Raw genomic sequence first — 26,910 nt, 5'->3', positions numbered from 1 at the left:
ATCATATGTGGGTGGTCTTGTGTTTGTTTGGGCGTTTATCACAATTCTGGACTTTTTTTGAATCAGCGGACTTTCACCGCCTGAAAATAAGTATTGGAGATTGGAACCCGAATGTTCTATACTATAGGGTAGCCGAAATGAATGGTACAGAATGAAGTGGTGGGATGATGTTGCAGTACAAAGTGAAAATTGACGCATTTGAAGGGCCGCTCGATCTTCTTTTGCATTTAATTAATACGCTCGAGATTGATATATACGATATTCCGGTAGCTGAAATTACAGAGCAGTATATGCTTTATATACATACGATGAAAGACTTGCAGCTTGATGTTGCCTCTGAATATTTAGTGATGGCAGCGACTTTGCTCTCCATTAAAAGCGGAATGCTCCTCCCAAAGCACGAGGAAGAACTGGTGGAAGATGAATTTGGATTTGAACCCGAGGAAGATCCGCGGGATGAACTGATGAGAAGGCTGATTGAATACAGGAAGTATAAAGAGGCAGCGGATGATTTGAGACATATGGAGGAAGAACGTTCTCAGGTCTATACAAAACCGCCGAGCGATTTGAGTGAATTTGCCGGTGAACCTGTATTTGATAAAGAATCTATGAATGTAACGATCTACGATATGCTTGGGGCATTTCAAAAGATGATGCGGAGAAAAAAGCTGCAGAAACCATTGCAGACTAGAATTGCAAGACAGGAAATACCGATTGAAAAGAGAATGGATGAAATTCTTCTCGAATTTAAGCGGAATCCAGGGCGCCGAAAATTCACTGAGCTTTTCCCGTCAAATCAAAAGGATCACCTCGTTGTCACATTTCTTGCCATCTTGGAATTGATGAAAAAAAACAGCATCATGATTGAACAAGAAGAAAATTTTTCAGAAATTTATATTCTGGGGAGGTTATAAACCTTGGAAAAATGGAAATCCATCATTGAAGCACTTCTATTTGCTGCAGGCGATGAAGGACTGTCAATGAAACAGCTGACATCCGTTCTTGAGACAGAAGAGGGAACGATTATTGAAGTCATACAGGAACTTCAGAATGATTATAAGAAAAAACAGCGCGGCATCGAACTGATTGAAGTAGCGGGAGTCTTTCAGTTAACAACGAAAAAAAAGCATGCCGATTATTTAAAAAAACTGGTTGAGACACCGAATCACACAGCTTTATCTCAGGCTGCTCTTGAAATTCTGGCGATTGTAGCATACCGCCAGCCAATTACAAGAGCTGAAATAGAAGAGATTCGCGGTGTGAAATCTGAGCGCCCGCTGCAAACACTGGCTTCTAAAGTTCTTGTGAAAGAAGTGGGCCGGGCTGAAGGTACTGGCAGAGCAATTTTATATGGAACGACGAAGGAGTTTCTTGAATACTTCGGATTAAAAACGATAAAAGAACTCCCTCCTCTCCCTGAAAAAGACGATGATGATTCCTTTAATGAAGAGGCCGATCTCTTTTTTGAGAATTTCAATCAAACTTTTGAAGAAATCAAATAATTTACACAAATGCACCATCACCTATGATAAAATAGAGGAGAACGGGACAAAGGAATAACTTTGTTCCTTTTTTTGAATGAAAAACGCATAGGGGTGCAATTAGGTGATTATAAAAAACTGCAGAGGGTATGAATTAGAAAAAGAGATGCCGAATACATCCGAAGATTTTTTTAACCGCTCTGAAGTCACAATTGTGTCAAAAAAGGCTGAAAAAACGTTTTATGTGTTGTATGTGCGGTATTTCGAAGACGTATTCAGAGAGCGAAATGCATTTCTCTTTGAAGGGACCGGCCTGTGCATCAAAGACGTAATGGCGCTGATATGCATCATTCAAAACGAAGCACTTCTAGAGCGCAAAAGGCTCTATATAAACACAGAAGAAGAATTCCTTATGTATCTGCAGGGAATTGACCTTCGTGCGGCAATTGAATGGATACCGGATATCAACCGGAATCAAACACTGAAGTTGTCTGAAGTTGTTCAAAAGCTAAAAACACCCATACATAAAGAATAGCTTAAGAATTTGAAAGGATGTGTTTTAATGGGAAATATGATCGTAAAAGCACAAACAGAACAAGTTGAAGTATTTTTAGGAAACGTCGTCAAGCAGCTGAATACGTTTTTAAATCAATCCACAATTTCATCATTTTTGGATGAAACAGCCGGGGATGAAACGTACTATGAGGACCTTTTCCGAAACTTGAGAAGACTGTCTGTTTATTGTGAAGAGGGACTTGAAGCATGCCGCATCGTTCTTCAAAATGAGCCATTCAGAAAGCCGGCAGCGGAAAAAGCGCTCTATAAAATCTATCATCAGTGCATTGAAGAATTTTATAATCCGAAAAATGATGTATGGTATGAAGACAGCAGATCTGCCTATACAGGCAAAAATGCAATTAAATACCGCCACCCTGCTCCGGATACACTTAAGGCCATGATTGCCTCTCTCGAAAGCGGTTTTCAGGAAATCCGCGAGGAACTTGAATACTACGAGACAGATTATCGTACGAAAATGATACAGTCAAAATAATAAAAGCAGCTGTTCTGTACTTTCAGGACAGCTGTTTTTTTATTGTCATTTCAGGCTGCTTTGGAGTATTTGGCACGCTGTTTTTCAAATTTAACGTTCATAACCTTTGTCCATCCGCATAAACTTGTACAAAACAATAAAAGGACGTGGGTGTTATGCGGCAATGGAAACAGATAACAGCAATCGTACTTATCTTCTTCTTGCTGATATCAGTACCGCGCCATTCTTCTGCAGAAATGGGCGTGAGCGCAAGAAGTGCGATTTTAATTGAACAGGAATCCGGAAGAGTCCTATTTGAGAAAGACGCCCATACCAAACGAAGAATTGCCAGCATTACAAAGATTATGACAGCGATTCTTGCGATTGAATCCGGAAAGATGGACGAGAAGGCAACTGTAAGCAATCGTGCGATACATACAGAGGGTTCTGCGGTCTACTTGCAAGAAGGCGAGAAAATTAAACTTGAAGATCTTGTATATGGTCTTATGCTCCGTTCAGGCAATGATGCGGCAGTAGCCATTGCTGAGCATGTGGGAGGTAGTGTTGAAGGATTTGTTCATTTAATGAATCAAAAAGCTGCTGAAATCGGCATGATGAATACGGAGTTTGCCAATCCGCATGGTCTGGATGATCACGAAAATCACTATTCCTCTGCCTATGACATGGCAATCCTTACAAGGTACGCAATGGAAAATCCAATCTATCAGAAGATTTCCGGAACTAAGGTTCATCGGGCTCCAAATCCGAATGAACAATGGGATCGTGTATGGAGAAATAAGAATAAGCTGCTGACAAGTTTATATGAGTACAGCACCGGAGGGAAAACAGGATATACAAAAAGGGCAAAACGCACCCTCGTTTCGACTGCTCAAAAAGATGGCATGAATTTAGTAGCCGTTACCATTGATGCTTCAGATGACTGGAATGATCATATAGGAATGTTTAATATGGCGTTCAGCAAATATAATCTGTTTAAGATAAAAGATTCTGGTACGTTAAAAAATATAAAGGTTAAAGATAAAATCTATAAAAATAAGCTTTTTATAAAAAGAGATGTGTTCTATCCGCTTACTGAAGAAGAGGAAGATAAACTCAGGATCAATGTTTCTTTGCTCAAACCGGAAAAAAACTGGGATGACCCGGAGGATGTGCCGAACGTTGTCGGTAAAATCACGATTATTGTTGAAGACGAAAGAGTGGATGAGGTTCCTGTTTATTATGACAATGGTTTAACAAATAAACCAGATGCGACGCTTTTTGAGAAACTCCGCAAGCTATTTTTCATTGGGGCAGGCTTCAGCGATTATGATTAATATAATTTGGGTTGGGCTGACTGTCATTGGCATTGTCTTCGCCATGATTAATGGAACGATGGAACAAGTGAATGCTGCGGTTTTCAAAGGCGCGAAAGATGCTGTAACCATCAGCATCGGACTGATCAGCGTCCTTGTATTCTGGCTGGGGCTCATGAAGGTTGCTGAAAAGGCGGGTTTGCTTGAAAAACTTAGCCAGCTGTTTAAACCATTTGTAAAAAGGCTTTTTCCTGAGATTCCTGCAGATCATCCTGCAATGGGCTACATTCTGTCAAATATGATTGCTAATCTTTTTGGACTGGGGAATGCAGCAACTCCGCTTGGGATTAAAGCGATGGAGCAGATGAAAAAATTAAATGGAGACAAACCTGCTGCAAGCAGATCCATGATCACATTTCTAGCTATCAATACGTCAAGTATTACCTTAATTCCAACGACGGTGATAGCTGTAAGAATGACATACGGCTCAAAATCTCCAACTGATATTGTTGGCCCGACTTTGCTTGCAACGATCATTTCAGGCATAGGCGCCATTCTGATTGACCGCTATTTCTATCATAGAAGAATGCGGAAGGAGAGAAAATAGGATGGGAATGATCAGTCTAATCTCTTTATGGATGATCCCGCTGATCATCGGGTTTATTCTATTATATGGGACATTCAAAAAAGTGCCGACATATGAAACATTTGTAGAGGGCGGCAAAGAAGGAATTGATATTGCCTTTTCAATTATTCCTTATTTAGTTGGCATGCTCGTAGCGATTACGATTTTCAGAGCTTCAGGTGCCCTTGAATTTTTTGTAGGCATGATGAAACCGGCATTGGATACAATCGGCGTTCCAAGCGAGATTGTTCCTCTCGCATTTATAAGGCCCATTTCTGGAACAGCAGCACTTGGCATGACAACAGATTTAATTGCAGCCTACGGACCTGACTCTTTTATTGGGAGGCTTGCAGCAGTCATGCAGGGAAGCACAGATACAACCTTGTATATTTTGACCGTTTATTTTGGAGCTGTAGGGGTTAAAAAGATGGGAGATGCACTTAAAGTAGGTTTACTAGCTGATCTTTTGGGAATCATTGCATCGATCATTATTGTCATGATGATTTTTTAATAGATTTGAAGGGGCTTCCGGTAAATGCGGAGCCTCTTTTTATTTGCTGAAATATTTTTGTCTCACTGTTACCGTTTTTGTGAGATAATAAGGCTTCATGCATTTTTTAAAAGGGTTCATTTGATGAGAACTTGTATAAAAAAATGATAAGAAGTAAGATGTTAACGAGGTGAAAGAAATGGAACGTTTACAAAAAGTGATAGCTCATGCAGGTCTTGCATCAAGAAGAAAAGCAGAAGAGCTTATATTAGAAGGAAAAGTGACAGTTAACGGGAAAGTCGTAAGAGAGCTTGGAGTGAAAGTTTCCGGAAATGACCGTGTTGAAGTAGCAGGTGTCCCTGTTGAAAAGGAAGAACCAGTCTATTTTATTCTTTATAAACCGCGCGGCGTCATTTCAGCAGCCATTGATGATAAAGGAAGAAAAACAGTTACGGACTTTTTTCCGATGATCAAAGAACGTATTTATCCTGTAGGACGGCTTGATTATGATACCTCCGGAATATTAATCATGACGAACGACGGTGAATTTGCCAATCTGCTCATGCATCCAAGCAGTGAAGTAGAGAAAACGTATGTAGCTAAAGTAAAAGGGATTCCGCTCCGTGAAAACCTGAAGGCGCTCGAAAAGGGCATTATGCTTGAAGATGGCAAAACAGCCCCGGCAAAAGTCAAATTTGTTTCATTGGATAAAAAGAAGCAAACGAGCATCATTGAACTGACGATTCATGAAGGCAGAAACCGTCAAGTCCGCCGCATGTTTGAAGCAATTGGACATCCTGTCTTGAAACTAAAACGCGAAACTTATGCGTTCCTTGACTTAAAAGGATTGAAAACAGGAGATGCGCGCGAATTATCTCCGCATGAGGTCAAACAGCTTAGATCACTTGCCAAGTTTGGAAAGTAAGCCCTTTAATTTTCACATAAACTTCAAATTATTAAGAAAACGTTTGAAATAAACAGTGATATAATGAGTTGAAATGTATGAGGATATGGGAGAGTTTTTTATGAAAAAAAGACGGTTGCTCATGAGATCGGTCATCCTTTTTGTGCTGGTTGCGGCACTTGGATATACGTTATATACAAACTTTTTCTCAAGCAAGGAAAAAGTAAAGGTTGGAAGCGATGCCCCTGATTTTGTCTTAACAGACATAAACGGGGACAAGCATCAGCTTTCTGATTATAAGGGGAAGGGCGTTTTCCTGAATTTCTGGGGAACATGGTGCGAACCGTGCAAACGCGAAATGCCCTATATGCAAAATCAGTATGATTATTATAAAGAACAAGGTGTAGAGGTGCTTGCCGTCAACATCGCAGAATCAAAGATTGCCGTACAGAACTTTACGGATACATATGATTTATCTTTTCCTGTCGTCCTGGATAAGGACCGGCAAGTTTTAGAAGCATACGGTGTTGTCCCGCTTCCGACTACATTTCTGATAGATAAAGATGGAAAAGTAGCAGAAATTATCACTGGCCAGATGAATGAGCGGATGGTCAGGGATTATATGGAATCAATCAAGCCGTAAACGGGGAGTTTTCATCATGAATGAAGTGAAATGCAAGTGCGGACACAGTAATCCGCACGGAACGATTCTTTGTGAATCCTGCGGTCGTCCTGTTCAGGAAAAGGACAGCAATCAAGCTGTTTCTGAAAAGCTATTGGATATGAAATATGATGGCAGTGCAAGACGCTCACAGACTTATAAGAAAACGCCGGTCGATAAGATCTGGAACTTCTTTTCATCTGTAAAGGTCGGCATCTGGATTATCGTACTGATCTTAATTGCTTCAGCAATCGGCACAATCCTGCCGCAGGTCATGTACATTCCGCCAAATGTAACTCCAGAGGAATTTTACCGCGAGGAGTACGGGGTAATCGGTCAGCTTTATTACCAAATGGGGTTTCATGAGTTATTCAGCTCCTGGTGGTACATGGTTTTAATCGGAGCGCTTGCCGCTTCATTGGTCATTGCAAGTTTAGACCGCTTTGTACCGCTCTACCGCGCGTTGAAAAAACAAGGTGTCACACGCCATGAAAGCTTTATGCGAAGACAGCGATTATTCAGCGAAACCTCTTCAGTCAGCAAGGCAGAGGAACAGCTTGAAATTATTAAAGACAGACTGAAGAGAAAACGCTATCATGTCCGAGTGGAAAACGGGAATCTCCTTGCTGAGAAAAATCGTTTTTCAAGATGGGGACCTTATGTCAATCATATCGGTCTGATCATCTTTTTGTTTGGAGCTATGCTGAGGTTTGTACCGGGAATGTATGTGGATGATGTCATTTGGATTCGCGAAGGGGAAACGAATGTCATTCCGGGGACAGAAGGCAAATATTTTCTCCAAAGCGACAAGTTTGTGATGGAAACATACAAAAAAGACAGCGAAGATGAAGTATTTCAGGATGCTCTTACTAGAGTTGGGGACGGCAGCGTCGTAAAAAATTATCAGACGAACGTTACTTTGTACGAGAGACAGGGTAAAGCGGTTATCGGGGAAGAGCCTGAGCTAAAAAAAATAAAAGATGAGCAAATTAAAGTAAATCAGCCGCTTAAGCATGATTCATACGCTTTGTATCAAGTGGATTATAAATTAAATGAATTGAATAAAATGACCTTTAGTTTAGTAGACAAAGAGACGGAGGAAAACTTTGGACAGCTGACAATTGATCTGCTGGATCCTCAAAAAGAATTTGATTTGGGCAATGGCTATAAAGTAGAAGTGGCAAGCTATCTTCCTGATTTTTATTTTAACAGTGAGGGAGAGCCTGCAACGAAAACGAGAATACCAGATAATCCTGCTTTTGTATTTAAAATGATTTCTCCTGATAAACCTAAGGGCGAAACAAGCTTCGTTGCTATTCAGCAGACAATCGAACCAAATGAAGACAACCAGCTGAAAATGAAGTTTGAAGGCGTGGAAACAAAGAATCTCTCAGCTCTTACTGTTCGCAAAGACAATACTCTTTGGTTCCTTGGACTTGGCGGAGCCATTTTCATGATTGGCGTTACCCAGGGTATGTATTGGAATCATCGGCGCATCTGGCTGAGACGAAGCGGAGAAGGAATTCTTCTTGCCGGGCATACAAATAAGAATTGGTACGGCATTAAAAATGAGATTGATTCAGTGCTGGAAGGCACATTGATTGAAAAGCCGAAGGATCAGTCAGACGAGAAATAAGACAAGTCATAAAGGAGGAAAAGGAGTGGCGGCTTTAAGCAGTAATTTGCTATTTGCAGCATTCATTTTATATCTGGCTGCGACATTTCTTTTTGGCGGAGCCATCCGTGATAAGAGGAAAGAATACAAAAAGCCAAGTAAATGGGCGACTGCGGGTATTGCAATCACAATTCTTGCTTTTGCAGCACAAGTTGGCTATTTCATTACGAGATGGATCGCATCCGGTCATGCACCGGTCAGCAATCTTTTTGAATTTACAACATTCTTTGGCATGATGCTTGTTCTGGCATTTATAGTACTCTACTTTATTTATAAAGTGTCTGTTTTAGGGTTATTTACTCTGCCGGTCGCATTGCTGCTTATCGCTTATGCGAGCATGTTTCCGACAGATATCTCACCGCTTATCCCAGCGCTTCAAAGCAGCTGGCTGCACATTCACGTGACAACAGCGGCTCTTGGTCAGGCGATTCTTGCCATCAGCTTTATAGCAGGTGTGATTTATTTGATCCGGACAGTGGATCAAACGAAAAATTCCAAGAAAACATTCTGGCTTGAGGTTGTCATGTTTACACTTGTAGCTACGATTGCATTTATTGCAATGACAAGCACCTTCAGAATGATGGATTATGAAGCCGTTTATAAGTGGACAGATAAAAATGAGCAAAATGCAGAAATGATCTATAATATGCCTGCTCTGGTAGGCCCTCATAAAGGCGAACTTTTAACAGAAGGCAAAATGGAAGCTCTTGTTGAAGTTCCCGCTCTTATTTCTGCAAGAAAGCTGAATACTGTCATTTGGTCAATTGGCACCGGATTATTATTATACGGAGCGATCCGGTTAATCTTGAGAAAGCGAATCTCAGCTTTCCTGCAGCCTCTCACCAAAAACGTCAACCTCGATTTAGTAGATGAAATCGGATATCGATCTGTTACAATTGGATTTCCGGTATTCACTCTGGGAGCGCTCATTTTTGCAATGATCTGGGCTCAAATCGCCTGGACACGCTTTTGGGGCTGGGACCCTAAAGAAGTATGGGCATTAATTACCTGGCTTTTCTATGCAGCCTACCTGCATTTGCGTCTTTCAAAAGGATGGCAGGGAGAAAAATCAGCATGGCTTGCAGTTATTGGCTTTGCCATCATCATGTTTAATTTGATTTTTGTCAATCTGGTGATTGCCGGTCTGCATTCTTACGCATAGTTAAGAGTTTTTCTTTAAGAGAAAAGAAAGTATAAAGTTTTTCGCATTGGTATGCAGGTCCATCGCCCAGCACAAATCTGCAGGAAAAGTCAAACCCGGATTTTCCTGCAGAAGCTAAACAGTTGCTTGTACTTTTTTTATCAAGAGAGCCTTCACTCATATAAAGTGAAGGTTTTTTGGTAAGATAATGGTATTGGGTACTTGAAGGAGGAGAAGCAAGATGGAAAACAACATGAACTATAAAATCCTGGTCGTTGACGATGAAGACAGAATCAGAAGACTTTTGAAAATGTATTTAGAAAGAGAAAACTATCAAATTGAAGAAGCTGACAACGGCAGTGATGCTCTTGAAATGGCATTGTCTGCAGAATATGACTTAATCCTGCTTGATTTAATGATGCCCGGACTCGATGGGATTGAAGTTTGCAGACAGCTGCGCCTGAAAAAAGCCACTCCGATCATTATGCTTACGGCAAAAGGTGAAGAGGTAAACAGGGTTCAGGGCTTTGAAGTCGGAACAGATGATTACATCGTAAAGCCTTTCAGTCCAAGAGAAGTCGTTCTGCGAGTGAAAGCACTTCTTAGACGCTCATCGACAACATCATTCCTGAAAACAGAAACGAAAGCTAAAAATGTTATCGTGTTCCCGCATCTTTCTATTGATCACGATGCACACCGGGTGCTTGCAGACGGCAAAGAGGTCAGTTTAACTCCTAAAGAATATGAGCTGCTTTATTTCCTCGCAAAAACACCGGACAAAGTATACGACCGCGAGAAATTATTAAAAGAAGTATGGCAATACGAGTTCTTTGGTGATCTGCGTACAGTTGATACACATGTAAAACGCCTGAGAGAAAAACTGAGCAAGGTATCACCGGATGCAGCTGCCATGATTGTGACTGTATGGGGAGTTGGATACAAATTTGAGGTAGGCAGTGAATGATGTTTTGGAAAAGCGTTGTCGGTAAACTGTGGTTTACCATTTTATTGCTCGTTTCATTTGTTTTATTAATTCTGACTGTGCTTCTTCTGGAATTCATTGAAAATTATCATGTGGACGAGGCCAAACGGGAGCTTACACAATTAGCCAACAAAATCTCTGTTATTCTTGAAAAACATGAAGATCAAGAACTGGCGAGGTCAATCTCATGGGAACTGGCCGATGAGCTTACAAGCATCATCATCGTGGAAGATCAGAACAAATACTGGTTTTCGCCAAAGAAATTTGACAGTACCCCTGTTTTTGAAATGGAGGATATTCAGAATGACAGCGAGCTGTCTAAAGTATTTGCAGATCAAAAAAATGTCAGCAAGCTCACCCAACTCTCCATTGAGCAGCAGATCAGTTCGGATAATAACGAGGAAGTGCTGGTCGTCGGCGTACCCTATGAGCTGAAAAATGGAGAAAACGGGGCAGTGTTTATGTCGCAGTCGCTGCTTGCTGTTCATGAAACAACAAAGCATACGACAAAATATATTCTGCTTGCGGCAGGTATTGCCATTGTATTAACAACGATATTCGCATTCTTTCTATCAACAAGAATCACTTATCCGCTCAGAAAAATGCGGGAAGTAACGCAGGAGCTTACACGAGGAAAATTTGATACGAAGGTGCCGATTTTAAGTCATGACGAAATTGGCGAGCTTGCCGTCGCGTTTAATCAAATGGGCAGGCAGCTGAAATTCAATATCAATGCACTCAACCAGGAAAAAGAACATTTAACCAGTATTTTAAGCAGTATGGCAGATGGAGTCATTACGCTGAATATTGACGGGACGATTCTCGTCACCAATCCCCCTGCTGAACGGTTTCTTCAGTCCTGGTACTACGAACAAAAAATGCAAATTAATGAGGGAGAGGAAATCCCTCCAGTAGCAAAAGAATTATTTCAAAGAGTTGTCAGCACAGAGAGAGAACACATAGTCGAGGTCAATCTGCAGGGCAGAAGCTGGGTGATGGTTATGAGCCCTCTCTATAACCAGTCATATGTTCGGGGTGCAGTTGCTGTTCTCAGAGATATGACAGAAGAGAGAAGGCTGGATAAGCTGCGGAAGGATTTTATTGCCAATGTAAGTCATGAGCTGAGAACGCCGATTGCCATGCTGCAGGGATACAGTGAAGCGATCGTCGATGACATTGCAAGCTCTGAAGAAGAGAAAAAGGAGATTGCACAGGTAATCTACGATGAATCGCTGCGCATGGGAAGACTTGTTAACGATTTACTGGACCTGGCAAGAATGGAAGCCGGTCACATTTCTCTGAATTTAGAACGAATCTCTATTCATGAGTTTATTGAAAAAATCAACCGAAAATTCCAGGGACTTGCAAGGGACAAAAAAATTACGTTAACCTCTTCATTTTCGATAGATGACCCTGAGTTTGTTTTAGATCCCGATAAAATTGAGCAGGTTTTGACGAATCTTATTGATAATGCGATCAGGCATACGCTTGAAGGGGGATCTGTTGAAATTCATGTTCAAACCGTTGCAGGCGGCATGAAAATAGATGTAAAAGACACAGGTACAGGTATTGTAGAAGAAGATCTGCCTTTTGTCTTTGAACGGTTTTATAAAGCAGATAAAGCAAGAACGAGAGGCCGTTCGGGCACGGGACTTGGCCTCGCGATTGCAAAAAACATCGTAGATGCCCATTCCGGCACGATCAATGTACACAGCAAGGTAAATGAAGGTACAGCATTCAGCTTCTATTTGCCTCGAAAAAGCGATCTTTCTGATAGAACGTGACGAAAATTCTTGTTTCATAAGGAACGCCTTATAAAATTACTGTTGAAGACCTGAGTCATTTTATGTAAAATAAGACTGAATTAAAAATCGTATATTTTGAGATATAGGTGCTTTACGCTTAATAGGGAATCGGGTGCAATGCCTGAACTGTCCCCGCAACTGTATTTGCCGACGAAACTTTGGTTAAACCACTATATAATCAGATGGCTCTCTTGCTGTTTATTATATGGGAAGGTTCAAGTGGAGAATGAAGCAAAAGTCAGTAGACCTGCCGGAATCTCTTACATTGTTTGTATTCTTCGGGGGTTGAGCATAGAAACGGCAGGATTTATGTTTCATTGCATACAATCTGTTTCTTATTATGCCGTTTATTAAGCCCATCTGCAGATGGGCTTTTTGTTTTGTGGTTTCATGTTTCACAAAATAGTTACATACAGATGAAGGAGAGATTAGTTGTGAATAAATTTTTAAGCTTACTGTCTGTTTTATTTTTAGCGCTGCTTGCAGCTTGCGGAAATACAGCAGAGGAGCCGAAGAAGGAAGCTCAGGGATCAGAGCAGGCCGCTGAAAATGGAGAAAAAGCAGAAGAGACAAAAGCTGTTGTTACACTGACTAAAAACGAAATGGCAGAGAAAGTTGATTCAAAAGAAGTATCTTTTGAAGAAGGGCAGACTCTGATGGATGCAATGAAAGCGAATTTTGAAGTGGAAGAAGCTGGAGGGTTCATCAGCGGAATTGATGGAATGATGGCAAGCGATAAGGATAAAACCTACTGGCACTTAATCGTAAATGGAGAAGATGCGATGACTGGTGCTAATGAAATCGAGCTGAAAGATGGAGATAAAGTAGAGTTCGATTTAAGAAAATATGAGTAATCCTGGATCACGTTATGACAACTAGAAGAATCAGTCTGCTTTCCCTGCTGATTGCTTTATCAGTTGTAGGGCGAATGGCCTTTCAATTTGTTCCGAACGTCCAGCCAATGACAGCGATTATTCTGATTACTTCAATCCTAATTGGTCCTGTAAATGGCATGATTGTAGCCGTATTAGGCTGCTTCTTGAGCAATTTGCTGCTCGGAATGGGAACATGGACAATCTGGCAAATGCTCGCATGGGGTACACTCGCGTTATTATCAGGTTTTTTAGGCAAATTTGTGAAATCAAATCGTCTGATCATCTTTACACCCATTTCTGTATTGTCGGGTTATCTTTTCGGGTTTGTTGTATCACTGAATATGTTTGTATTAACTGACCATGGCTTAGCTTATTACCTTGCAGGCTTGCCTTTTGATACAGCACATGCAATCGGAAATGGAATTTTCTTTCTTCTGCTTTATCCTGTTATGCGAAAAACGTTTGAGTATTACTTGAATAAGAAGGATTATGGCATAACAATGCAATAAGAAAAATGGTAAAATAAAAGAGCGATTAGATTCGCTCTTTTTATTTTAAACCCTAAAGGAGCTGCTTAAAATTGAATCTGTATACGAGAACTGGCGACAAAGGGAAAACAAGTATAATTGGCGGCCGTGTCGACAAAGATGACTTAAGAGTCGAGGCATACGGCACAATTGATGAAGTAAATTCATTTGTCGGACTTGCCATGACGTGGCTTCATGAAGAAAAACTGATTGACTTGTATCATGAATTTGAAAAGATCCAGCATGAACTGTTTGATTGCGGCAGTGATCTTGCGGTTATACATGGCAAACAGAAGCATCCCTATAAAACAACAGCTGAAATGATTGCATTTTTAGAAGAAAGAATCGATCATTATTCTGCTGAAGCTCCTCCGCTGCAGCGATTTATCCTTCCCGGAGGCACACAAGCAGCATCCGCGATACATATTGCAAGAACAGTAGCCAGAAGAGCTGAACGCTGCATCGTTTCCCTGCAGAAGCAGACGGAGATTAATGAACACGTATTAACATATATGAATAGATTGTCAGATTACTTCTTTGCTGCTGCAAGAGTCGCGAATGCGAGGCTTGGCTCTAAAGATGTAGAATACGAAAGAAGCGCAATCGTATTTACGAAGCCTAAACAATCATAAAATAGCTGGAAATAAAGGAAGGGAGCACCTTCCTTTTTATACGTTCAGGAATTTATAAAAGTCAAAAGGCTGTGGATTATATAATAAAGATATCTGCGTTCGGAGCCGGCGCCGATGCCTAGATGCGTGTCAGAACGAATCCGCCAAAAAAGTCACAAACGGACTTTTCTTGCGGATTCTTATCTGTCATGCTTGAGCTAAACGGGCGCTTGAACTTTTCTTGAACAGATATATAGTGAATAATATGTAACTTTTTATAAAACAAAATCGACTAATGGTGTGATCGGAGGTACATTCATGGAAGAGGCCTTTCAGAGGATCTATGAAAAATATCATGGAGATATTTTTCAATTTTTATTTTATATGGTAAAAAATCGTGAGCAGGCTGAAGACCTCGTTCAGGAAGTATATATCCGCATTTTAAAATCCTATGACAGCTTTGAAGGCAGAAGCAGTGAAAAAACGTGGATTTTTTCTATAGCAAGGCATGTTGCCATTGACTTTTTCAGAAAGCAAAAAACATTGAAGCAAAGAATTCTTGAAACATTTGACTGGGACCGGCAGCAAATAAAGGATGTTCAGCCATTGCCTGAGGAAATTGCCGCTCAAAATGAAGAATTGCAGGGAATTTACCGTTCTCTTGACAGCTGTACAGTAGATCAGCGCTCTGTCATCATTCTCCGTTATCTTCAAGGGCTGTCCATTGCTGAGACTGCGGCTGCACTTGGCTTTACTGAGAGTAAGGTGAAGACCACACAGCACAGAGCATTAAAAGCATTAAAAAAACATTTGGCAGACCATAATGTGAGGGAGGAGGGGATTTTAAAGGGATGAACAAATCAAATTGGAATGAAGAACAAATTGCAAAAGCCATAAAAAAGCTTCCGGTGATTGAAGATAAACGGACTTCTGCCGAAATTTATGCCCGATTGCCGAAAAATGAATATAAACACAGAAAGCCCTGGGTGACACCTGCTTTCGCAAGCATCGCCGCACTTTTAATTCTCTTATTGATATCGCCATACTTCCTTAATCAGCTCGGAGTAAATGAAAGCAAATCAGATTCAAGCATGGACAAAGCAAGTTATGAACAAGCAGAGCAATCCATCCAGGACTCAAGTTTAAAGAGTGAATCTAACCTTTACGTTCAGTCTGAAAAAACCACATTTGTTGCCCGTCCCGAAGACCAGGTTTCAATTGTCACTCTTGCATATCCTGATCAGCAAGTTCAAAACATGATTCCAGTCAGCGTTAAAATGGAGAAGAGTGAAGATTATCTGAATTTATTCCAATCGGCTCTATCAGCATTTGATCCAGCACAGCTCGGCTTGAGTTCTTCTTCTTTAACGGGAACTAACCTTGATTATGCGGAAGGGACGACTTCTAAGCTTTTAATCGACGTGAACGAAAATTCTTTTGCTCAGTCCTCTTCAGAAACAGACAACAAACTTTTTACTGAAGGCATTGAAGAGTCTTTCCGCTGGCAGGGCGTGGAAGAAGCAGAGTACTATAAAAACGGAGAGAAAGGAATAGAGCTTGGTGCATATGGCTTCCAGGAAGGGATGAAACTGGACAAATTCAAAAGAAAAGCTTATTTCCTATATCAGGAGAGCATAGAAGCGCCTAAACTCCTTGCACCTTCCCTTCTCCCATTCGAAAAGCTGTCTGAGGCATTGTCCGCAATGAAAGGCAATGGAACGCTCGGGCTTAAGCCTGTCATCGAAAAAACAGTGGTCATTAAAGAGATTGAAGAAAAAAATCATAACGTAACAATTGAGTTTACAGATGAATCAACAATTGATGATAATGAATCAGATACTCTGATGCTTGAAGCCATTCTCATGACAGCTAAAGAGTTTGGATATGAGAATGTGAAGTTTGAAGGAATAAATGTAGACAGAGTCGGAGATATGAATGTTACAGAAGCAGTGCCTGTGCCATTTTCTCCAAATCCTGTAGAATTAAATGAATAAAGAGATGTGAAGACCGCAGCAGGAATGCTGCGGTTTTTTCTTTTGGATTGGAAGATGCCGAGCCTGTTAACTTCACCATTTTGCTGAAAAAGCAGATCCTTTTCGCAAATAATCCGATATATCCCGCAGAAAAATCATATTTCGCACTAAAAAAAGGGCCAAACAAGTTTCATGTATGTTTGCCTCAATAGAGAAAAAAGTAAACAAGCAGTTTCATAAAAAAATCTCATTTCAAAAAGTAGATAAAGTTATAGAAAATATACAGGATTAATCCTGCTTGACGCACTTATCAAAACAAGGATGGTCTTTGTAAAGGCAATCTTCATGTATGAAATGGAAATCCCTGCATAATACTAGTATTGGTCATTTTTTGACAAACAAGTATCTAGGGGGAAGTTATGTTAGATTTGTTAAGAAGATTATCAATCGCATTAATAGTCGGAGTATGCATTGTTCTATTATTCGTAAGCGGAACGCAGGCAAAGGCCGAAGAAAGAGCAAATGCTGTAAAATGGTCAAGCCCGATAAAGGGTACGATTACAGATACATTTGGAACAAGAAGCGGCAAGCATAAAGGGATTGATATAGCAGCTCCTGAAGGCACAATCATTCAGTCAGTGCAGGAGGGCCTTGTTACGAAATCCTATTATTCAGATACATATGGACATGTTGTATTTATTCATCATCCTGAAGGCTATGAAACAGTCTATGCTCATTTAAGCAAAAGGTCAGTCTCGGAAACTGCTAAAGTGGAGAAAGGACAGGAAATTGGCATTATTGGAAATACCGGGGTTTCCAGAGGGACACATCTTCATTTTGAAGTACATAAGGAAAAGTGGACTTACGATAAAAAAAATGCTGTTGATCCATTTCTGATGGTGGCTGCAAACAAGATTGAAACAGTGCCTGTCCTTTCTCAGCCCGCCTCTGCTGAAGTGAAAAATCCAGCTGCAATTACTGTTAAAAAAGGGGACACGCTGTGGGGGCTTTCAAAAGCATATGGTCTTTCCGTTGAAGCCTTAAAAGGGCTGAACGGGCTTACTTTAGACAGTTTGGCAATAGGCCAAAGGCTAATCGTAAAAGAACAGGCGAAATCTAAAACGTACACAGTTAAAAAGGGAGATACACTTTTTTCAATTGCAGATGAGTTTCAAGTTTCTGTTCAGCAGCTGAAAAAAGAAAATCGTTTGAAAAGTGAAGCGATTTTTCCTTATCAGAACTTAAAAATCTCTAATCATTCCAGTTCTTCAGAATAAACAGAAAATGCATTGTCACACTGCGCAAAAAAAGTTATAATGGACAAAACTTGCAGGGGGAAGACGATGCGCACAGACTATCACAATCATTTAGAACGAGGCAGCCTGACACTTGAATATTTGAAGCAATTCACAGATGAAGCTGCAAAAAAAGGCATTCAGCATTTTGGAATCTCAGAGCATGCCTATCATTTTTATCAGACTAAAGATATACTCAGCAATCCATGGGTTGAAGAAAGACGATACTATGATATGAAGGACTATGTTGATCTCTTTAAAGAGGCCTGGAATCATGGAATTGATGTGAAAATGTCTATTGAGATGGACTATACGCCAGGAAAGCATGCCGAGATGAAAAGGTTCATTGATACATATGATTTTGATTATGTAATAGGTTCAATCCACTGGGTTGATGACTTTGGCATTGACTTAAAAGAATTTCTACATGAATGGGACAGGCGTGATGTGAATGAAGTGTATGAAAAATACTTCGATCAGGTCGTAACTCTTGCACAGTCCAATTTATTTGATATTGTGGGTCATCTAGATTTAGTAAAGATTTTTAAATATGTGCCAGGCGATGAAGAATTTTTAATGAAGCAGTATGAACGGGCAACAGATGCCCTTGCCTCTTCGAAAACCTGTGTTGAGATCAGCACAGCCGGCTTAAGAAAACCTGTTGGGGAGCTGTATCCGGATGAGAGGCTTCTATCGCTTTGTTTCCAGAAAAACATTCCAATCGTCCTTTCTTCTGACGCTCATATACCAGGTGACGTAGGTGCGGATTATGACCAGGCCATTGCCCTTGCAGAAAAAGTCGGCTATTCTTCATTAATGACGTTCCAAAAAGGGGAACGAAAAGAAGTGCCTCTTAAATAATCGAGTGAACAGTGTTATTTCATTTGAAATAGCACTGTTTTTTAGTGTGTAAAAAATTATTTTCACTTTCTTTTCTGAATAGATAAAATTCAATCGTCTCCTATCTATTTAGTCAATAATAGTAGTAAAATGAAAGTCTATATATCATTTTGCGGGAGATACTCATGTCGAATATGAAAAAAGTTCTTTATATATATATTTTGATCAGTATTATCTGGGTTTTTGGGACCGATCATCTAGTTGCATTTTTTGACTACGATGTTTATACGTTTATTCTAATTTCAAAATTAAAAGCTATCGCATTTATAGTAGCAACAAGTATTTTCATCTATTACCTGATTAATAAAAATGAACAGTTTAAGGAACTAGAACGTGAGAAAGAAAAGCTTTTGTCTCTTATCAATTCCATGGTGGATTTTGTGAATTTCAAAGATGGACAAGGCCGCTGGATTGAAGTGAATACGTTTGGTTTGAATTTATTTCAGCTTCAGGGTGTCGACTATAAAGGAAAAACAGACAGGGAGCTTGCTGAGTACACTGACTTTTATAAAGAGGCACTGCTTTATTGCGAAAAGTCTGACGAGATCACATGGCAGGGCGGAGCTGTCAGCCGAAGTGAAGAGATTATCTCATTGCCGGATGGCAGCTTTAAAACGTTTGATACGATCAAGGTGCCACTGTTTAACGAAGACGAAAGCAGGAAGGCGCTAGTCGTAATCGGACGCGATATTACCCAAATGAAAGAAGCGGAAGACCGTCTGCAAAAGGCTGAAAAATTAAGTGTTGTCGGCGGACTTGCTGCAAGCGTAGCTCACGAAATAAGAAATCCTCTGACTTCCTTAAAGGGTTTTGTTCAGCTTATGAATAAAAATGACAGTGTAAATAAAACGTATTATGAAATCATGGAAAGCGAGCTTGACAGGATCAATGAGATAGTCGGCGAGCTCCTTGTTCTGGCCAAGCCGCAGAACATCCATTTTAAAAAGACAAATTTGAACCAGCTTCTGTGCAATGTCATTTCTTTATTAGAATCACAGGCAAATATGTACAATGTCAATATTAAATTTAGGCATGCAATCGGCCTGCCGGATATAGATTGTGAGCCTAATCAGCTTAAACAGGTATTTATTAATGTCATCAAGAATTCGATTGAAGCCGGTTCTACAGCCATTGAGATAAAAGTCAGCCAATACAAGGAACATGCTCTCGTTATTATTGCAGACGATGGTGAGGGCATGGAGGAAGAAAGACTTAAAAGACTTGGTGAACCTTTCTACTCCGTAAAAGAGAAAGGAACAGGGCTGGGACTGACTGTAAGCTACAGAATCATTGAATCACATAACGGTAAAATTTCTTTTCACAGCAAGGTTGGAGAAGGGACTTCCGTTGATATTGAAATTCCAATGAAAAGAGCATAAAAAACAGAGAGCAGGCAGCCTGCTCTCTGTTTTTTTTGAAAAAGGCGGGTCCGTACTTCATTTTGTCTTGCTCTATTGCCTAGTCCCTATCTGTCTGCCGGATCTAAGCAGTCGGTTCCGCATTTCATAATTCAATCGCTCTAATAGAAACGATATCATCAATTTCAGATAAAGTTGTCAGCAGGGATTCGTCTAATGAACGGTCGAATGAGAGCATCATGATGGCTTCTCCGCCTGCATTTTTTCGTCCTACTTGCATGGTTGCAATATTTACTTCATGGTCACCTAAAATCCGTCCTACGCGTCCAATGACCCCAGGCTTATCGGTGTGCTGAATATAAATAAGATGTCCTGATGGATAAAAGTCGATATTGAAAGAATTAATGCCGACAATTCGCTCACCGTAATGAGGAATGTGCGTGCCTTTTATTTCAAAGGTCGTTTGATCTCCATGAATGGCAACAGTGATGCAATTTGCATACCCAGACTGATTTGAAGTGATTTTTTCACTGAAGCTGATCCCGCGTTCTTTTGCAATCATTCCTGCGTTTACTTCATTTACATTCGATGCAACACGGGGAGTTAAGAACCCTGCAATCAAGCTTTTTGTAATAAATGAAGTTTCAAGCTCAGCTACTGATCCTTCATATTTTATAGATATGTCATTCACAGGCTCTTTCATACACTGTGATACAACGTTTCCCATTTTCTTGGCAAGCTTGTAAAAAGGCTGAATTTTTTCAAATACTTCTTTTGTTAATGTAGGCAGGTTGACGGATGTAGTCACCATTTTGCCGTCAAGAAAATGAAGAACATCCTGAGCGACCTGGGCTGCAACGTTTAGCTGCGCTTCCTTGGTAGAAGCTCCTAAATGCGGAGTTGCAATCACATTGTCATATTTCAACAGCGGGTGATTAACAGGAGGTTCTATTTCAAATACATCTAGCGCTAATCCTGCAATATGGCCGTTCTCTAAAAACGGGATGACGGCTTCTTCATCGATAATCCCGCCTCGTGCACAGTTGAGCAAATAAACGCCTTTTTTAGTCTTAGGCAATGATTTTGCTCCAATAAGTCCGCGTGTTTCTTTTGTGAGAGGGGTGTGAACCGTTATGATATCTGCCTGCTCGAGAAGTTCATCAAGACTCGCGCTTTTTACTGATATTTTTGCTGCGCGGTCACGTGTTAGAAATGGGTCAAATACAAGCACATTTACTCCAAACGCCTGCGCGCGTTTGGCAATTTCTGTTCCGATTCTGCCGAGACCGACAATACCCAATGTCTTGCCGTAAAGCTCAGTTCCTACATATGCTGTACGATTCCATTCATTAGATTTAACCGAAACATTCGCCTGCGGAATATGGCGGAGAAGGGAAGTCATCATAGCAAATGTATGCTCAGCTGTAGATATCGTATTTCCGTCTGGTGCATTAATGACGACAACGCCATGTTTAGTCGCTGCATCAAGATCGATGTTATCGATTCCAACGCCGGCTCTTGCGATTATTTTAAGAGAAGGCATTTTACCTATTAACTCATCCGTCACTTTAGTGGCACTTCTGACAAGCAAAGCGTGAAAAGTATGCAGCTCGTCTGCTGCCTCAGACGCTTTTTTCTGAACAACCTCTACATTTTCTGCTGCAAGCATAGGCTGAAGTCCATCTGCACTCATTGAATCTGAAACTAGAATTCGATACATATTTATCCCCCTAAGCACTTCTGCTAAATATCAGATAATTTATCATATTAAGAGTATTATGTCAATAACGGTAAAGCGTTAAAAGGGTAAAGACTATTATTGGAAAAAGAATGATGAAGCATTTATATTCACAAAATAAAATAGTTGCAGTATACTTATCTCGAATACAAAATAATATGATCTATCTTCGGGGCAGGGTGTAATTCCCGACCGGCGGTAATGAAACAAATGTTTTTAGCCCGCGAGCCGTGAGAAGTTTGGCAGGATCTGGTGAGATTCCAGAGCCGACAGTATAGTCTGGATGGGAGAAGATGGAGGTTCTGGCGTTTAAAATGCGAATTTTAACCGTTTATTTGACCTTGCTTAAATGCTCCCTTTGTGTACAATGCGCAAAGGGTTTTATTTTTTCAGGGAAAAACAGGACGTTTCCTTTCTTTCCGGATGGATCGAAAAAGGAGAGAGAAAGATGCAGCAAAGTAAGGTGAAAAAGCAAGTATCAATCGCAATGCTTGCAAGTGTAGGGTTTGTTTTAATGATTTTTAATTTTCCAATTGGATTTTCAAGCTTTTTAGAGCTTGATTTCGGAGATGTTCCGGCCATAATTGCAGCTATTCTGTTTGGGCCTGCAGCAGGAATTATGGTTGAAGCGATTAAAAATATTCTTCATTACATTATCATGGGGAATGCAACAGGAGTTCCTGTTGGCCAGCTGGCTAATTTTGTCGCAGGTGTTTTATATATTCTGCCTGCTTCCTATATGTACCGTAAAATGAATTCAATGAGAGGCCTTGCAATTGGACTTTCAATCGGCACAATCGTAATGGCCTTAGCCATGAGCGTGTTAAATTATTACCTGTTCATACCGGCATACACCTGGTTCCTAAATGCCCCGGCAATGGCAGCGCCAGAATTGCGCGCACTTATTGCTGGAGGAATTCTGCCTTTTAACTTAATCAAAGGAATTGTCATGGGATTCGTGTTTATGGCGATCTTCGCCAAGCTGAAAACATGGGTTCATGCACAATCTGACTATAAACGTGCTGCTTAAATAAAAAACCCTCTGCAATTGCAGAGGGTTTTTTATTTACTATTCAAACTTTAAAGCGTCGCCGTCAAAAGACTCATCTGCAATTTTAATGGAATCAGTCGGGCAGCCTTCATAAGCGTCCATCATGTCTTCCTCTAAGATTTCAGGTACTTCGACAATTCCCTGGTTATCATCAAGGGTTACAAATGCAATACCCTCATCATCATAATCATAAATGTCTGGTGCTGCTGCTCCACATGCACCGCAAGCAATGCAAGTATCTTTGTCAACGATTGTATACTTTGCCATAAAAAAACCTCCTCTGAAATGGTCACTCTCTATGATATGGTACATTCATTCATTTGTCAGCTTAATACTGAAAAATCAGGTGAGTACCTCTTTATATTTATACATTGTAAAACTGTTTTCGAAACTTTTCAATAGGAAAGTACATTGAGAATGCTTATCACACAAGGCTTTCTAGTATTTAAGATACCCTTTCCAGGCAACTTTAAACGCCAATTTTCAGATGGAATCTGTTACAATAGAAGCATGTATCGAAACGTGTCAAAAAGTGTAAGGTGATGTGGATGACTCAAAATTATTTAGATATTATCTATTTAGATTGCCTGAAGAAATTTGGCGGGGAACGCTCATCATCAGCCGTTTTCCATTTGTTAAAAGGAAAAAAATCCTCCCAGACTATCCAGGACAGCAAGCTGTTTCACCTTTCAAATTTATTCGGCATGTATCCGGGTTTAAAGAGAAAAGATTTTGATGCAGCTGTGCACTTTCTCACAAAAGAAGGGTACTTAAGTTATTCAGATAAAGATACTCATGTATTAACAAATAAAGCTGAAACGCTCCTTGAATCAGTACTGGTCAATAAGCCTGTTCCCGAAAGTTTGAATGGATCAATCTATGCATCAAACGGTTTTCTTTTCTGGAAGAGGCTCATGCTGATGACACAAGTTCTGTCCCACTCAATAGCAGGCAGTACAACATATTTGCCTGTAACAAAAGATGAAAAAGTGCAGCGGTGGGTTAAGCAATTTTTAAAAAGGTCAGCTATGAATAAAACGGAGCTGTCAGATGCTCTATATCATGAAATGCTCAGTCATCTTCAGCGCTTTTCAGATCGGGAGGCAGCGATTTGGGTTTATCAATTGACTTCAAATCAGCGCATTGGTTTGACGTACGAACAGCTGGGCGAAAAATTTAAAGAAGATACAGAGTACATAAAAATCTTGTTTTGGAACCTCATTCATCGTGTACTTGAAGAATGCAGCCTGAAAACACAGCAATATCCGCTTTTGTACTCGATTGTACAAGACCTTTCAAGAATTCACCCTCTTACTGAATCTACCTCAAAAACGCTGCAGCTGATCCATCTGGGAAAATCATTAGAGGACATTGCAAGAATCCGGCATTTAAAACAAAGCACGATTGAAGATCATATCGTGGAGATTTCATTGAATGACTCTTCATTTGATTTATCCATGTTTTTAGCGGATGATTGTCTGCAGGTTATTGCTAGTAAGATTGAAGAATTAAACACGCATCAGCTGAGAATTGTAAAAGAAGCACTGAAAGACCGTTATTCATATTTTCAGATCAGGCTCGCTTTTACGCGTCTTTAGGGGGAAGTCATGAACGTTCAAGAAGCATTAAAGCGCCATTTCGGCCATGATACCTTTCGAACTGGTCAGGAAAACATCATCATTGACCTTATAGCCGGCAATGATACAATAGCCCTGCTTCCGACTGGAGGAGGGAAATCACTGTGCTATCAGCTGCCTGCGTACATTCTGGAAGGAACGGTTCTGATCATTTCCCCGCTTCTTTCACTAATGGAAGATCAGATCCAGCAAATTCGAATGCGCGGAGAAAAAAGGGTTATTGGCTTAAACGGTGCTCTCTCTTATATGGAAAGGCAAAAAGCATTGCTTAACCTGAATCAATACAAATATATTTTTGCATCCCCAGAAATTCTGCAGTCAGAAGCCGTTGCTTCTGCACTTCGTAACATTAACCTATCTTTATTTGTTGTTGATGAAGCTCACTGCATTTCACAATGGGGCCATGATTTCAGAACGGATTACTCAAAGCTCGGTGAGTTAAGAGGAAAACTTGGCCAGGCACCGTGCATAGCCCTGACAGCAACTGCGACTCCTGAAGTACTTAAGGATATTGAGAGTTCTCTGCAGATGAAGAACGCGAAAATGCATATTCAATCAGTTAATCGCAGCAATATAGCAATTATGATTGAGGAATGTCATTCGCTTGAAAATAAAATGAAAAGAGTTTCTGAGCTGGTTAAAAAGCTGAAAGGGCCAGGGATTATATACTGCTCAAGCAGAAAATGGACTGAAAACCTAGAGCAGTTTTTAAAAATGGAAGGCGTTCATGATACAGCCTGCTATCATGCAGGGATGGAGCAAGAGCAAAGGACCCTTATACAGCAGCAGTTTGTTTATGATCAATTAGAAGTAGTTTGCTGTACAAATGCATTTGGAATGGGTGTTAATAAAGGAAATGTCAGATATGTCATCCATTTTCATTTTCCGGCTCAAATGGAATCATACGTTCAGGAAATAGGGAGAGCTGGAAGAGACGGTCTGCCAAGTGTAGCGATATCTCTTATTGGAAGCGGAGATATGGAAATACCACTGGCCCTGCTGGAATCGGAATTTTCAACATATGAACAGCTTCACCAGACCCTTTATCTTCTCTCAGCAGGTACGGAAGCTGAGGAAGCATTTGAACGGACTGGTGTAAATGAATTTCAGGGAAGGTTTATTCTGCATCATTTAGAAAAGCTTTCTTATCCTCTGCCCGGAAATGAACAACAATCGTTAAATGTAATATGGGGAAAAATTGAAGACAGGCGAAAATTCAAAAAGAGAAAACTAAATGCCGTAATGAAATGGCTGCTTTCAAAAGAATGCAGGAGACAGGGCATTCTCAAATACTTTGAGGAAAAGAATTTACAAACACAGGAGATTTGCTGTGACAGGTGCGGACTTGATCTTTTGCAGTACGAAGAAAGGGAAGAGAAGCATACTCATTTGCAGCTCCTTGAGTGGAAGGCAGAATTAAAGGCTATATTTGGCCAGAGCGAGTGATAAAATGGTTAAGCGTCAAAATGAACTTGTAAAAAGAATGACAGATGGACAGCTGCTTCAGCAGCTCTATTTTACTCAAATTTTACTACTTACAATTTCCATCTTTTTAAGTATGATGTTATTTAACAGGCTGTCTGATTTTCAGGCAATATGGCGCCCTGAACTGGCAGAAATACTGCTGATTGGCGGATTCACTGCTGTTATTGTGCTGATAGGCGATTGGATCATTATGCGGACAATGCCAAAAGAATGGTATGATGATGGCGGCATCAATGAAAAAATGTTCAGGCACCGTTCCTTGCCGCACATTTTCTTTCTATGCCTAATAATCTCTTTTACAGAGGAGCTTTTATTTCGAGGGGTCATTCAGACACATTTCGGCATTTGGACGGCAAGCTTCATCTTTGCCATTCTGCATTTTCGTTATTTAACAAAAGGGCTGCTGTTTATTATGGTGATTCTGATCAGTTTGCTGTTAGGGTTTGTGTATAACTGGACAGGAAATTTATTCGTGACAGTCTTTGCACACTTTTTAATTGATTTGGTATTTGCCATTCAAATTCGTATGCAGTATATTAACGGAGGTGAAAAAAATGAGTAAAAAAGAAGAAGCAGCTTCGACTCGTGCCTCAAGACAAAATAATATAGATGAGTACAAAACAAGAACGGGAAGCTATCCATCCCGAAGTGAAATTCATAACAAAGACAAAAAAAAATCAAAGTATAAATATCCCGCTATAAGTTTACTGGCCTTATTCTTTTTTCTGCTTCCAATAGTGTTTTACTACAGTATTTCTTATTTCGACAACCGGGGTAAAACCGTCAACGGAGAAAATATTTCCGACTATGAAGATGTTTTAATAAAATACGGTGACGAAGAGGAAGAAGAGGAACAGGAACAGTCTTCTGATGAACAGTCCTTAGAAGAATCTGAAGAGAAAACACATGAAGCTGAGCAAGCGTCCATAAGCTCAGCCCAAACAAATGTCAACAAGCAAGCCGAGGAAGCACCTCTTAAAATTGCAGCAGAAAAAGAGCAGCAGCCAGAAAAAAAGGAAGCATCTGTACAGCCTGAACCCCAAAAAAATGAACCTGAACCAGAACCAGAACCAGAACCAGAACCAGAACCAGAACCAGAACCAGAACCTAAAGAAGAGTATAAAGTAATAGAACACACAGTGGGACCTGAAGAAAATCTGTTCAGAATCTCCGTAAAATATTACCGCGACCGCTCAGGCGAGGCTATAATTAAGCAATGGAATCAGCTGAGCGGAGACAGTGTGTATGAAGGTCAAGTACTTAAAATACCGCTTAAACAGTAAACGCATGTATTAGAGCATGCGTTTTTTTCATGCTTGCTTTTCATATAAAGATGGACAACATCATATAATC

Annotated in this window: 28 protein-coding genes and 2 riboswitches; of the genes, 26 read left to right on the top strand and 2 right to left on the bottom strand. The window is 40.3% G+C overall.

Annotation, left to right across the window (positions count from 1 at the left end):
- Nucleotides 1–167: 167 nt before the first annotated feature.
- The 21 genes from QLQ22_RS16950 (at nucleotide 168) to QLQ22_RS16850 (ending at nucleotide 19,667) form a co-directional block, all read left to right on the top strand.
- Nucleotides 168–914, top strand: coding sequence for a segregation/condensation protein A (locus tag QLQ22_RS16950; RefSeq protein ID WP_223436408.1), 747 nt, complete (start codon nucleotides 168–170; stop codon nucleotides 912–914).
- A 3-nt stretch (nucleotides 915–917) separates the two neighbouring features.
- Nucleotides 918–1,502 (top strand): SMC-Scp complex subunit ScpB, encoded by a 585-nt coding sequence (scpB, locus tag QLQ22_RS16945; protein WP_223436406.1) that lies wholly within the window; start codon nucleotides 918–920, stop codon nucleotides 1,500–1,502.
- Between the two features lie 145 nt (nucleotides 1,503–1,647).
- On the top strand, nucleotides 1,648–2,016 hold the full coding sequence (locus tag QLQ22_RS16940) for a hypothetical protein (RefSeq protein WP_420828873.1): 369 nt from the start codon (nucleotides 1,648–1,650) through the stop codon (nucleotides 2,014–2,016).
- 27 nt (nucleotides 2,017–2,043) lie between these two features.
- Nucleotides 2,044–2,532: a YpuI family protein gene (locus QLQ22_RS16935; RefSeq protein WP_223436402.1), complete on the top strand. Its 489-nt coding sequence runs from the start codon at nucleotides 2,044–2,046 to the stop codon at nucleotides 2,530–2,532.
- A gap of 155 nt (nucleotides 2,533–2,687) precedes the next feature.
- A complete protein-coding gene (locus tag QLQ22_RS16930; RefSeq protein ID WP_252207160.1) occupies nucleotides 2,688–3,845 on the top strand; it encodes a D-alanyl-D-alanine carboxypeptidase family protein in 1,158 nt (385 codons plus the stop codon).
- Complete coding sequence (locus QLQ22_RS16925) at nucleotides 3,838–4,431, top strand: nucleoside recognition domain-containing protein (RefSeq protein WP_223436397.1); 594 nt, start codon at nucleotides 3,838–3,840, stop codon at nucleotides 4,429–4,431. The genes QLQ22_RS16930 and QLQ22_RS16925 overlap by 8 nt, the downstream gene beginning before the upstream one ends.
- Before the next feature lies 1 nt (nucleotide 4,432).
- Nucleotides 4,433–4,960, top strand: a complete 528-nt coding sequence (locus tag QLQ22_RS16920) for a spore maturation protein (RefSeq protein WP_223436395.1) — start codon at nucleotides 4,433–4,435, stop codon at nucleotides 4,958–4,960.
- Nucleotides 4,961–5,138: 178 nt separating this feature from the next.
- Nucleotides 5,139–5,864, top strand: a complete 726-nt coding sequence (gene rluB, locus QLQ22_RS16915; RefSeq protein WP_223436393.1) for a 23S rRNA pseudouridine(2605) synthase RluB — start codon at nucleotides 5,139–5,141, stop codon at nucleotides 5,862–5,864.
- 100 nt (nucleotides 5,865–5,964) lie between these two features.
- Complete coding sequence (gene resA / locus QLQ22_RS16910; protein WP_284015237.1) at nucleotides 5,965–6,486, top strand: thiol-disulfide oxidoreductase ResA; 522 nt, start codon at nucleotides 5,965–5,967, stop codon at nucleotides 6,484–6,486.
- 16 nt (nucleotides 6,487–6,502) lie between these two features.
- Nucleotides 6,503–8,140, top strand: a complete 1,638-nt coding sequence (resB, locus tag QLQ22_RS16905) for a cytochrome c biogenesis protein ResB (RefSeq protein WP_284015236.1) — start codon at nucleotides 6,503–6,505, stop codon at nucleotides 8,138–8,140.
- A 25-nt stretch (nucleotides 8,141–8,165) separates the two neighbouring features.
- Nucleotides 8,166–9,341, top strand: a complete 1,176-nt coding sequence (gene ccsB, locus QLQ22_RS16900; protein WP_223436387.1) for a c-type cytochrome biogenesis protein CcsB — start codon at nucleotides 8,166–8,168, stop codon at nucleotides 9,339–9,341.
- 220 nt (nucleotides 9,342–9,561) lie between these two features.
- Nucleotides 9,562–10,284 (top strand): response regulator transcription factor, encoded by a 723-nt coding sequence (locus QLQ22_RS16895; protein ID WP_223436385.1) that lies wholly within the window; start codon nucleotides 9,562–9,564, stop codon nucleotides 10,282–10,284.
- The gene (locus QLQ22_RS16890) at nucleotides 10,281–12,086 is read left to right on the top strand and encodes an ATP-binding protein (protein WP_223436383.1); all 1,806 of its coding nucleotides are present in this window, start codon (nucleotides 10,281–10,283) and stop codon (nucleotides 12,084–12,086) included. The genes QLQ22_RS16895 and QLQ22_RS16890 overlap by 4 nt, the downstream gene beginning before the upstream one ends.
- 88 nt (nucleotides 12,087–12,174) lie before the next feature.
- Nucleotides 12,175–12,376: riboswitch (cobalamin riboswitch) on the top strand.
- A gap of 165 nt (nucleotides 12,377–12,541) precedes the next feature.
- Nucleotides 12,542–12,961, top strand: coding sequence for a DUF4430 domain-containing protein (locus QLQ22_RS16885; RefSeq protein ID WP_223436381.1), 420 nt, complete (start codon nucleotides 12,542–12,544; stop codon nucleotides 12,959–12,961).
- Nucleotides 12,962–12,975: 14 nt separating this feature from the next.
- Nucleotides 12,976–13,491, top strand: a complete 516-nt coding sequence (locus tag QLQ22_RS16880) for an ECF transporter S component (protein ID WP_223436379.1) — start codon at nucleotides 12,976–12,978, stop codon at nucleotides 13,489–13,491.
- 71 nt (nucleotides 13,492–13,562) lie between these two features.
- On the top strand, nucleotides 13,563–14,141 hold the full coding sequence (locus QLQ22_RS16875; protein ID WP_223436377.1) for a cob(I)yrinic acid a,c-diamide adenosyltransferase: 579 nt from the start codon (nucleotides 13,563–13,565) through the stop codon (nucleotides 14,139–14,141).
- A gap of 297 nt (nucleotides 14,142–14,438) precedes the next feature.
- Nucleotides 14,439–14,975, top strand: coding sequence for an RNA polymerase sigma factor SigX (sigX, locus tag QLQ22_RS16870; RefSeq protein WP_223436375.1), 537 nt, complete (start codon nucleotides 14,439–14,441; stop codon nucleotides 14,973–14,975).
- Nucleotides 14,972–16,114 carry a hypothetical protein gene (locus QLQ22_RS16865; protein ID WP_223436373.1) on the top strand — a complete coding sequence of 381 codons (1,143 nt, stop codon included), beginning with the start codon at nucleotides 14,972–14,974 and terminating at the stop codon, nucleotides 16,112–16,114. Before sigX ends, QLQ22_RS16865 begins: the two co-directional genes overlap by 4 nt.
- Before the next feature lie 398 nt (nucleotides 16,115–16,512).
- On the top strand, nucleotides 16,513–17,370 hold the full coding sequence (locus tag QLQ22_RS16860) for a M23 family metallopeptidase (RefSeq protein WP_223436371.1): 858 nt from the start codon (nucleotides 16,513–16,515) through the stop codon (nucleotides 17,368–17,370).
- A gap of 66 nt (nucleotides 17,371–17,436) precedes the next feature.
- The gene (locus QLQ22_RS16855; RefSeq protein WP_223436369.1) at nucleotides 17,437–18,249 is read left to right on the top strand and encodes a histidinol-phosphatase; all 813 of its coding nucleotides are present in this window, start codon (nucleotides 17,437–17,439) and stop codon (nucleotides 18,247–18,249) included.
- Between the two features lie 164 nt (nucleotides 18,250–18,413).
- Complete coding sequence (locus tag QLQ22_RS16850; RefSeq protein ID WP_284015235.1) at nucleotides 18,414–19,667, top strand: ATP-binding protein; 1,254 nt, start codon at nucleotides 18,414–18,416, stop codon at nucleotides 19,665–19,667.
- Nucleotides 19,668–19,791: 124 nt separating this feature from the next.
- Here the strand turns inward: QLQ22_RS16850 and serA are convergent, their stop codons facing one another.
- The gene (gene serA, locus QLQ22_RS16845) at nucleotides 19,792–21,366 is read right to left on the bottom strand and encodes a phosphoglycerate dehydrogenase (RefSeq protein WP_223436365.1); all 1,575 of its coding nucleotides are present in this window, start codon (nucleotides 21,364–21,366) and stop codon (nucleotides 19,792–19,794) included.
- A gap of 179 nt (nucleotides 21,367–21,545) precedes the next feature.
- Nucleotides 21,546–21,683: riboswitch (FMN riboswitch) on the top strand.
- A gap of 149 nt (nucleotides 21,684–21,832) precedes the next feature.
- On the opposite strand from serA, the gene QLQ22_RS16840 reads away from it, so the two are divergent.
- Nucleotides 21,833–22,414: an ECF transporter S component gene (locus QLQ22_RS16840; RefSeq protein ID WP_284015234.1), complete on the top strand. Its 582-nt coding sequence runs from the start codon at nucleotides 21,833–21,835 to the stop codon at nucleotides 22,412–22,414.
- A gap of 39 nt (nucleotides 22,415–22,453) precedes the next feature.
- Here QLQ22_RS16840 and QLQ22_RS16835 read toward each other — a convergent pair whose 3' ends face one another.
- Nucleotides 22,454–22,702: a ferredoxin gene (locus QLQ22_RS16835; RefSeq protein WP_029280187.1), complete on the bottom strand. Its 249-nt coding sequence runs from the start codon at nucleotides 22,700–22,702 to the stop codon at nucleotides 22,454–22,456.
- Nucleotides 22,703–22,983: 281 nt separating this feature from the next.
- Here QLQ22_RS16835 and QLQ22_RS16830 point away from each other — a divergent pair, with 281 nt between their 5' ends.
- Genes QLQ22_RS16830 through QLQ22_RS16815 form a run of 4 tightly spaced genes read left to right on the top strand, consistent with a single transcriptional unit; the run spans nucleotide 22,984 to nucleotide 26,840 of the window.
- The gene (locus tag QLQ22_RS16830) at nucleotides 22,984–24,033 is read left to right on the top strand and encodes a YpbB family protein (protein WP_223436361.1); all 1,050 of its coding nucleotides are present in this window, start codon (nucleotides 22,984–22,986) and stop codon (nucleotides 24,031–24,033) included.
- Between the two features lie 9 nt (nucleotides 24,034–24,042).
- Entirely contained in the window at nucleotides 24,043–25,518 is a 1,476-nt protein-coding gene (locus QLQ22_RS16825) for a RecQ family ATP-dependent DNA helicase (RefSeq protein WP_284015233.1), read from the top strand.
- A gap of 4 nt (nucleotides 25,519–25,522) precedes the next feature.
- A complete protein-coding gene (locus tag QLQ22_RS16820; protein ID WP_223436357.1) occupies nucleotides 25,523–26,119 on the top strand; it encodes a CPBP family intramembrane glutamic endopeptidase in 597 nt (198 codons plus the stop codon).
- Nucleotides 26,112–26,840, top strand: coding sequence for a LysM peptidoglycan-binding domain-containing protein (locus QLQ22_RS16815; RefSeq protein WP_284015232.1), 729 nt, complete (start codon nucleotides 26,112–26,114; stop codon nucleotides 26,838–26,840). The genes QLQ22_RS16820 and QLQ22_RS16815 overlap by 8 nt, the downstream gene beginning before the upstream one ends.
- Nucleotides 26,841–26,910 lie beyond the last annotated feature (70 nt).

Source organism: Metabacillus hrfriensis (genome assembly GCF_030127205.1).
GTDB lineage: Bacteria > Bacillota > Bacilli > Bacillales > Bacillaceae > Bacillus_P > Bacillus_P dongyingensis.
The sequence above is the reverse complement of the archived record's forward strand: the minus strand, read 5'-3'. Positions and strand labels throughout refer to the sequence as shown.

Bases quoted from the DNA above. Each gene is read 5' to 3' on its own strand.
- QLQ22_RS16865 (WP_223436373.1), top strand. From the start codon at position 14,972: ATGAACAAATCAAATTGGAATGAAGAACAAATTGCAAAAGCCATAAAA.
- QLQ22_RS16950 (WP_223436408.1), top strand. From the start codon at position 168: ATGTTGCAGTACAAAGTGAAAATTGACGCATTTGAAGGGCCGCTCGAT.
- QLQ22_RS16940 (WP_420828873.1), top strand. From the start codon at position 1,648: ATGCCGAATACATCCGAAGATTTTTTTAACCGCTCTGAAGTCACAATT.
- QLQ22_RS16855 (WP_223436369.1), top strand. From the start codon at position 17,437: ATGCGCACAGACTATCACAATCATTTAGAACGAGGCAGCCTGACACTT.
- QLQ22_RS16895 (WP_223436385.1), top strand. From the start codon at position 9,562: ATGGAAAACAACATGAACTATAAAATCCTGGTCGTTGACGATGAAGAC.
- QLQ22_RS16825 (WP_284015233.1), top strand. From the start codon at position 24,043: ATGAACGTTCAAGAAGCATTAAAGCGCCATTTCGGCCATGATACCTTT.
- QLQ22_RS16850 (WP_284015235.1), top strand. From the start codon at position 18,414: ATGTCGAATATGAAAAAAGTTCTTTATATATATATTTTGATCAGTATT.
- QLQ22_RS16830 (WP_223436361.1), top strand. From the start codon at position 22,984: ATGACTCAAAATTATTTAGATATTATCTATTTAGATTGCCTGAAGAAA.
- resA (WP_284015237.1), top strand. From the start codon at position 5,965: ATGAAAAAAAGACGGTTGCTCATGAGATCGGTCATCCTTTTTGTGCTG.
- rluB (WP_223436393.1), top strand. From the start codon at position 5,139: ATGGAACGTTTACAAAAAGTGATAGCTCATGCAGGTCTTGCATCAAGA.
- QLQ22_RS16880 (WP_223436379.1), top strand. From the start codon at position 12,976: ATGACAACTAGAAGAATCAGTCTGCTTTCCCTGCTGATTGCTTTATCA.
- QLQ22_RS16920 (WP_223436395.1), top strand. From the start codon at position 4,433: ATGGGAATGATCAGTCTAATCTCTTTATGGATGATCCCGCTGATCATC.
- QLQ22_RS16935 (WP_223436402.1), top strand. From the start codon at position 2,044: ATGGGAAATATGATCGTAAAAGCACAAACAGAACAAGTTGAAGTATTT.
- QLQ22_RS16860 (WP_223436371.1), top strand. From the start codon at position 16,513: ATGTTAGATTTGTTAAGAAGATTATCAATCGCATTAATAGTCGGAGTA.
- serA (WP_223436365.1), bottom strand. From the start codon at position 21,366: ATGTATCGAATTCTAGTTTCAGATTCAATGAGTGCAGATGGACTTCAG.
- QLQ22_RS16815 (WP_284015232.1), top strand. From the start codon at position 26,112: ATGAGTAAAAAAGAAGAAGCAGCTTCGACTCGTGCCTCAAGACAAAAT.
- QLQ22_RS16930 (WP_252207160.1), top strand. From the start codon at position 2,688: ATGCGGCAATGGAAACAGATAACAGCAATCGTACTTATCTTCTTCTTG.
- QLQ22_RS16890 (WP_223436383.1), top strand. From the start codon at position 10,281: ATGATGTTTTGGAAAAGCGTTGTCGGTAAACTGTGGTTTACCATTTTA.
- resB (WP_284015236.1), top strand. From the start codon at position 6,503: ATGAATGAAGTGAAATGCAAGTGCGGACACAGTAATCCGCACGGAACG.
- QLQ22_RS16840 (WP_284015234.1), top strand. From the start codon at position 21,833: ATGCAGCAAAGTAAGGTGAAAAAGCAAGTATCAATCGCAATGCTTGCA.
- QLQ22_RS16925 (WP_223436397.1), top strand. From the start codon at position 3,838: ATGATTAATATAATTTGGGTTGGGCTGACTGTCATTGGCATTGTCTTC.
- QLQ22_RS16820 (WP_223436357.1), top strand. From the start codon at position 25,523: ATGGTTAAGCGTCAAAATGAACTTGTAAAAAGAATGACAGATGGACAG.
- sigX (WP_223436375.1), top strand. From the start codon at position 14,439: ATGGAAGAGGCCTTTCAGAGGATCTATGAAAAATATCATGGAGATATT.
- QLQ22_RS16835 (WP_029280187.1), bottom strand. From the start codon at position 22,702: ATGGCAAAGTATACAATCGTTGACAAAGATACTTGCATTGCTTGCGGT.